The following is a 3106-nucleotide window of genomic DNA, read 5'->3' as shown; positions in this document are numbered from 1 at the left end:
TTATATCACCGACAACCTGTCGATAATATAATATCATTATTTTTTTTACTTGTCTACTATTAAAGAGGAATAAATTACAAACCTATAAATATAATCTATAAATTTAGTTGTTATTAACAATTTGTTTTATAGATTATATTAGTATAAAATATAATCATAAAATAAATAGTAAATAATAAATGTTATATAAATACAAAATCCCATACAAAATGTAAATATTTTTAAATAAAAATGCTGATATTTAAAAATATTCCCCAATAAGCTTAGTACAAATCTACCCCAAGATTTGTACTTTTTTTTACTTTTTTAGCTTATATATTTTTCAATTATAACCGCTCTTATACTTTCGTACTTGATGTATTCTGGAAGAGATTGTTTTATTTCACGTATTTTTTCTTCGCCGTGTTTTTTTATACCTTCTTCAATCAGTTCCTTTTCATCCTCACAATAATATATAGTCGGATCAAATTTGAAATGAAGCTCATTTTTCTCTTTTATATAATCGTATACATATCCTAAAATAGTAGAAACTGATACCTCTAAGTCGTTGCTTACCTTTCTCATATCAATACCTTGATTTAATAAATCTAAAGCTATTTCTTTAGGCTTTCTGCTCTCTCCATCTAGTATTAGCTTCTTTCTCTTTTTATCCTTCCAATCTACTTTTATGTCGTTTTGTTCGACGTATTTTTTTACTGTATCTATTATTTCTTGTCCGTATTTTTCGATTTTTTTAGGACCCATACCTGCAATATCGCTTAATTTATCTAATTCAAGTGGATATCTACCGCTGATCTCTTTTAAGGTATTCTTAGGCATTATCATATGGTATGGTAGATTTTCATTTCTTGCAAATTTAGCTCTGAGCTTTTTAAGTAGCTCGTACAAATCCTTATCTGTATCCACCTTAAAGAATTCTTCCTTTTCTTTAGAGCCTTTAGCATTGTTTTTATTTATTGATTCTTTGTCTATATTTTTATCTAATATGTACTTTTCAATTGCATTTATAAATTGTTTGCCGTATTTTTGATATTTAATTTCGCCCACTCCAGAAATATTTAGCATTTCATCTTCTGTCGTCGGATAACTATTTGCCATTGAAATTAAAGTAGCATCTCCAAATACCATATATGGAGCTATTTTTTCATTTGATGCTATAAATCTTCTCAAATCAGACAGTATTTCAAATAATTCATTTTTCTCTCTAGATTCTTTAGCAACCTTGACCTCTTTAAATTCAACCTTTATCTCACCTTTTAGTACTCTCATAGATTGCTTATTTAAATATACAGTTGGAAAGCTTCCTCTAGCACCTGGATTTTCTTTTATATCTAAAAATCCATGAGATATCAAAGTATTTATAAAGTTTTTTAATTCCTCATTAGAATAATCCTTCATTATTCCATAAGTACTTAATTTATCAAATCCAGCCTCCAAGACTTTTTTATTTTTAGAGCCTCTAAGCACATCTACTATCATTATTATTCCAAAATTTCTTTTCATTCTAAAAACACACGAAATAACCTTCTGTGCATCTAGAGTCTTATCAATTATTACTCCTTCGCTCAGACAATTACTGCAGTTATCGCAGTCTTGTCCTATTGTCTCACCGAAATATTCTAATATACTTTTTCTATAACAAGAATTGCTATAGACTAAGTCCACCATCTGCTGTAGTTTATTATACTGAATCGATTTTCTAGATAAATTTTCTGTACTTACATCTATTAAATACTTCTGTGTATGTACATCCCCCGGTGAAAAAAGCAATATACACTCGCTCTTTTGTCCATCTCTACCTGCTCTACCTATCTCTTGATAATAGTTTTCTATACTCTGTGGCATATTATAGTGAATGACCCATCTTATGTCTGGTTTATCTATACCCATACCAAAGGCATTAGTTGCGACCATTATATTTACTTCATCATTTATAAATTTATCTTGATTTGTCTTTCTATCGTTGTTAGGCATACCGGCATGGTATTTAAGCACACTTATATCTCGTTTCAAAAGACCTTCATAAATTTTCTCTACTTCTTTTCTAGTCGCAGCATAGATTATTCCATTTTCTGATTTATGATTTTCTATGTATTCTAGTAAATATTTATTTTTGGTAGAAGATTTAACTATATTTATATATAAATTTTCTCTATCAAACCCTGTTATATAGACCTTAGGATTTACAAGACCTAACATCCTTAGAATATCATGTCTCACCTCTTCTGATGCAGTCGCTGTAAATGCAGTAACTATAGGTCTATTTTCTAAATTATTTATAAAATAAGGTATTTTCTTATACGATACCCTAAAATCATGACCCCATTGAGATATACAATGAGCTTCATCTATTGCAATTTGAGAGATATTTTTATTTTTTATAATATTTAAAAAATCTACATTCTCCAATCTCTCTGGAGCAATATATAATATTTTATATTTATCATTTAATATATTTTTTAAAACCTCATTATAATCATTTACAGATAACGAACTATTTATACAACTAGCTTCAATACCCATAGTATTTAAAGTGTCCACTTGATCCTTCATAAGCGATATCAACGGTGATATCACTATAGTAATACCCTCCATACATAATGCAGGAATCTGATAGCAAAGCGACTTCCCGCCACCAGTTGGCATTATAGCTAGAACATCCTCTCCACTTAAAATACTATTAATTATTTTCTCTTGACCCTTTCTGAAAGTCTTATACCCATAATACTTTTGTAGTATATCTAATATCTTATCCATATAATTCTCCTCGCTTGAATATATTTTTCCGCTCATTATTATGCTATTTAGTTTATATCCAAATATTATACATAATATACATTTAACTAAGAATTATTATACTACAATTATTTATTTCTCATTTAAATTTTTATTTTGGAGAATATTTCCCTCTATTATCCTCCACATAGTTTAATAAAATTACTATTATATCTCTCAAAGCCCTCCATTCATCTGGAATACTGCACCAACATATATACTTACTTCCCTCATTTTCGGTATATATATTGGATATATATGTGCAATCACTATCGCTTTTATATTTTTTTGCGCTTTGTTTTAATGGAAATTGCTCAAGTAATTTAATCAA

General features: G+C 28.4%; 2 protein-coding genes. Both read right to left on the bottom strand.

Annotated elements, in window-relative coordinates; translation table 11 throughout:
* Window positions 1–306: 306 nt before the first annotated feature.
* Entirely contained in the window at window positions 307–2757 is a 2451-nt protein-coding gene (gene recQ / locus ACI3VO_RS11725) for a DNA helicase RecQ (protein WP_439758090.1), read from the bottom strand.
* 130 nt (window positions 2758–2887) lie between these two features.
* A partial coding sequence (locus ACI3VO_RS11720; RefSeq protein WP_439758089.1) for a hypothetical protein occupies window positions 2888–3106 on the bottom strand: 219 nt, incomplete at its 5' end.

Source organism: Intestinibacter sp. (assembly GCF_051866655.1).
In the GTDB taxonomy this organism is placed as follows: Bacteria; Bacillota; Clostridia; order Peptostreptococcales; family Peptostreptococcaceae; genus Intestinibacter.
This window is presented reverse-complemented; position numbering and strand designations above follow the sequence as displayed.